Annotated in this window: 2 protein-coding genes and 1 pseudogene; all 3 read left to right on the top strand. The window is 52.2% G+C overall.

Annotated elements, in window-relative coordinates; genetic code table 11:
* The first annotated feature begins 104 nt into the window (after positions 1 to 104).
* Complete coding sequence (gene lsrB / locus EDC90_RS20565) at positions 105 to 1,112, top strand: autoinducer 2 ABC transporter substrate-binding protein LsrB (RefSeq protein ID WP_132314373.1); 1,008 nt, start codon at positions 105 to 107, stop codon at positions 1,110 to 1,112.
* Positions 1,113 to 1,327: 215 nt separating this feature from the next.
* The gene (locus tag EDC90_RS20560; protein WP_132314372.1) at positions 1,328 to 2,584 is read left to right on the top strand and encodes an LVIVD repeat-containing protein; all 1,257 of its coding nucleotides are present in this window, start codon (positions 1,328 to 1,330) and stop codon (positions 2,582 to 2,584) included.
* 203 nt (positions 2,585 to 2,787) lie between these two features.
* A pseudogene (locus tag EDC90_RS20555) lies at positions 2,788 to 3,336 on the top strand (IS66 family transposase zinc-finger binding domain-containing protein); the annotation flags it as partial.
* Positions 3,337 to 3,624: the final 288 nt, after the last annotated feature.

Genomic DNA, 3,624 nt, shown 5'->3' with positions numbered 1-3,624 from the left:
CATCAAAAACAAGCAGCATAATCAATCACACAAACCAGCCAGAGCCTCCAATGCTCAAGCCGCTCTGATGTCCCATTTTATATGACAACGGACATGCTCCGTGGATCGCCACTTTTACAATAGCTGCGGGCCTCTTCGCAAGTAGCGTAGTCTCGCATGCTGAGGAACCACGTATAGCTTTCATTCCGAAGCTTGTCGGCATCGGTGTATTCACCAGCCTGGGCAATGGTGCGATGGCTGCCGGTGAGGAACTGGGTGTCGATGTGACCTATGACGGTCCAACCGAACCGAGCGTCTCCGCACAAGTGCAGTTCATCAATAACTTCTCCAATCAGGGGTATGATGCAATCGCCATTGCCAGCCTTTCCCCGGAAGGTTTGTGCTCGGCACTGGATCGTGCCCATAGTCGTGGCGCTCTCATCCTGACCTTTGACAGCGATGTCGATCCTAAATGCCGTTCTTACCATATTAGTCAGGGCACTCCGCCACAACTGGGCGCAATGCTGGTTGAAATGGCTGCCAAGGGCGTTAAGAAAGAGAAGGCGAAGATCGCCATGTTCTATTCTAGCCCAACAGTAACGGACCAGAATCAGTGGGTGGAAATCGCGAAACAGCTTATCGCAACCGATTATCCAGACTGGGAGGTCGTGACCACGCAGTACGGCTATCAGGATGCACAGAAATCATTGCAAGGTGCTGAAAGCATTCTAAACGCTTATCCTGATCTGGATGCGATCATTGCTCCTGATGCAACTGCACTGCCTGCCGCCGTTCAGGCAGCAGAAAACCTTAACCGCGCCAAGGACGTTACGATTGTTGGGTTCTCGACCCCCAATGTGATGCGCCCTTATATTGAACGTGGTTCGCTGGAACGCTTCGGACTTTGGGATGTGACCAAACAGGGCAAAATCACGATCTACGTCGCTGACTGGGTTCTCAAAAATGGGCCGCTTAACGTCGGTGATTCCATTGACGTACCAGGTATTGGGAAAGTGACGGTCGAGCCAAACTCGGTCCAAGGTTGGGACTACGAAGCTGACGGCAACGGGATCATCGTCCTGCCTGAGCGTGTTGAGTTCACCAAAGACAATATCGCCAATTACGACTTCTAAGCCAAAGCATTTTTAGGGAAGCATGGCGCTTTTTGCGCTCCTGGAAATGCGCTCACCAGTCTCATACAGCGTTATTTCATAGAGTGTCCGGGCATGGAAGATATGCCCGGATATCCTCACCCTTATTGACTTTTTTCAGCCCGAAATCCGGTTTTGTGTGAAATCGGTTGAGCGAAAACTGGCCGAGAAATTGGCCGCAAAAATGGAGAACCAAGATGCTTCAGGACAATATCCTCGAGCCGGCATACCTCAAGAGCATCCGTATTCTTGGGCATTCAGATCAAGGGGGGCGGTTAGACGGCACCCAGGTTATGGTAGAAAAAGGCTATGCCTATGTGGGCCACATCTTTTCCAAGGGCTTCACGATTATTAATGTCAAGGACCCCAAAAACCCCAAGACCGTAAATTTTGTGCCAGCTCCACCCAACACATGGAACCTTCATTTGCAGGTTCATGATAATCTGTTGCTGGTCGTCCATGCACAGGATCAGTATTCCATTCCCGATGTGGTGGAAGATGAACGCGCTTATTACAAGCCGACAGAAGGTGGCGCGATCCTTCAACCGACCGCCAGAAATTGGTCTGCGGGCATGGCTGTTTATGATCTTTCCAACCCGGAGCAACCGCGTCAGATCGGCTTCCTCGACATTGACGGTGTCGGGTTGCACCGGATCTGGTACGTTGGGGGGCGATGGGCCTATGCTTCGGCCAAATTCGATGGATTTTCCGATTTCATTTTCATCACCATTGACATGGCCGACCCGACACGCCCGACAATTGCCGGACGCTATTGGCTGCCCGGCCAGAACACAGCCGCAGGTGAAGTTGGCGCATGGCCGACCGATGACGGACGCTACAGCCTACATCACCCCATCGTGTCTGGCGATACTGCCTATTGCGGTTGGCGCGATGGATGTTTGGTGATGCTTGATATCAGTGATCGCAGTGATCCCAAACTTATTTCGCATACGATCTGGTCCCCCCCGTTTGGCGGCGGCACTCATAATTGTGTGCCATTGCCAAACAGAGATTTGTTGGTTGTGGTGGACGAAGCTGTCCTCGATAGCGAAGAGGACGGTGATAAGCCGATCTGGATATTCGATATCCGCGAACCAGCCAATCCGATCAGTATTTCGACATTGCCAAAGCCAAAGGACCAGAATTACAAAGCGATTGGTGGTCATTTTGGGCCGCATAATATTCACGAAAACCGCCCGGGCAGCTTTGTCAGTGATGAGTTGATCTTTGCTACCTATCAAAATGCGGGTCTGCGCATTTTCGACATCCGCGATCAATATGCGCCGGTCGAAGTTGGCGCTTTTGTGCCACCGGCACCCAAGCGTCTGGTTGATCACCGTAGGGGCAGGCCGCTGGTCGCGAATACGACTGATGTTTTTGTGGATCAGAACCGCTTGATGTATATCACCGATTTTGCCGGTTTGGGGCTCTATATCGCTGAATATCTCGGCTAACGCGGTTTTTACTCGTACCCAGTGTGACGAAGCCGACTGTGTGATTTGCATGACCGACTTCATTTCCATTTAATGGGATGGATGGCTCTCCCGGCTTGCGGCCTATTTAGAAGATCAAAGAGGAGGGGAAAGGCTTGCGACGAATTGAATCAGCGGCTGGAAAAGACAGGTAAAACGGAGCAAAATGTGCTCTATTAATGCGTATGGACGCACCCGATCTTAAACTTCCCGATGATGCTAAAGCGCTGAAAGCGTGTTGCACTTGCCATGGCTGAAAAGGCATCGCGCCACAGATGCTCTGGAAGCAGAGGTCGCCGATTTCAAGGCGCAAAACGCCGATGCCGATGTACGCATCGGGTAGCTGACGCATATCCTGCAAAGCGTTTGATCGTGCTCGCTTCGGCCGGCGATCGGAAAAGTTGGGCTCCACCGACAACGAGCAGCAGGCTTTCGTCTTCAAGAAGTTCGAGACTGGCATTGCCGCGATCAGGTCTGAAGTCAACAAGGGGCTCGAACGCGCCGGTGGCAAGTGTCCGCAGCGGTCGCGCAAGGGCTTTGCCCCACACCTGGAGTGGGTCGAAGTCGTGATCGAGCCGAAAGACCTACCGGGACACGAGGGGAAGCAGAAGGTGCTGACCGGCGAGGATGTTTCGGAGCGGCTGGATGTTGTGCCGGCCAGGTTCCGCGTCATTGTTATCCGTCGCCCCAAATATGTCTTCAAAAATAAGGACGGTGTTGTTCATCCGACCGCGCAAACCGCGCGACAAGGGCAAAGGGACGGTGCTGATGTCGGGCTGGATTCGAACTACGATTGCACCCCACCCATAAGTACTTGAATCCAAAAAGAAATCAATGACATCAGATTATTGTGTTACACTTATGTGATACATATATGTGCACAGAATCCGGGTCAAGCCTTAAGAGCAAAGAGCACTCCTGCTTCTAGGCTCAGGACCTATTAATTTGGCTTGAGATGTGATTCACGGTTTCCGGAAGGAGACCGTGATGAGTGAGGGCCCGATGGCTCGGATAGCGCCGCA

The sequence above is a fragment of the Martelella mediterranea genome, assembly GCF_004342225.1.
Taxonomy (GTDB): domain Bacteria; phylum Pseudomonadota; class Alphaproteobacteria; order Rhizobiales; family Rhizobiaceae; genus Martelella; species Martelella mediterranea_B.
This window is presented reverse-complemented; position numbering and strand designations above follow the sequence as displayed.

Bases quoted from the DNA above. Each gene is read 5' to 3' on its own strand.
- EDC90_RS20560 (WP_132314372.1), top strand. From the start codon at position 1,328: ATGCTTCAGGACAATATCCTCGAGCCGGCATACCTCAAGAGCATCCGT.